Source organism: Adlercreutzia equolifaciens (assembly GCF_029076695.1).
Taxonomy (GTDB): domain Bacteria; phylum Actinomycetota; class Coriobacteriia; order Coriobacteriales; family Eggerthellaceae; genus Adlercreutzia; species Adlercreutzia equolifaciens_A.
Genome location: NZ_JARFIK010000229.1, coordinates 1 through 322, shown reverse-complemented (window position 1 = coordinate 322; position 322 = coordinate 1). Strand labels below are relative to the sequence as shown.

The following is a 322-nucleotide window of genomic DNA, read 5'->3' as shown; positions in this document are numbered from 1 at the left end:
CACAGATATTCTTCCATTTCTCGTGGAGCGCATTTGCGGAGCCTGGAACGGCCTCGTAAGGTCTTGTAGCGTAGAGAACACGCATAAATACATCACCGTATACAACAGCCTGAAGAGCCTTCACAAGCATGGACGGCGTGTAGGTGAAGCCCGGATTCGTCTCCATACCGTTCGCGTTGATGGAGATGACCGGGATCTGCGCCATTCCGGCTTTTTCGAGTGCGCGGCGGATAAATCCGATGTAGTTCGACGCACGGCAGCCGCCTCCGGTCTGGCTCATGAGGACGGCCGTGTGGTCGAGATCATACTTTCCGGATAGCAG

General features: G+C 55.3%; 1 protein-coding gene. It reads right to left on the bottom strand.

Annotated features, from left to right (window positions below; genetic code table 11):
- A partial coding sequence (locus tag PZH32_RS12175; protein WP_275208517.1) for a 2-hydroxyacyl-CoA dehydratase occupies positions 1 to 322 on the bottom strand: 322 nt, incomplete at both ends.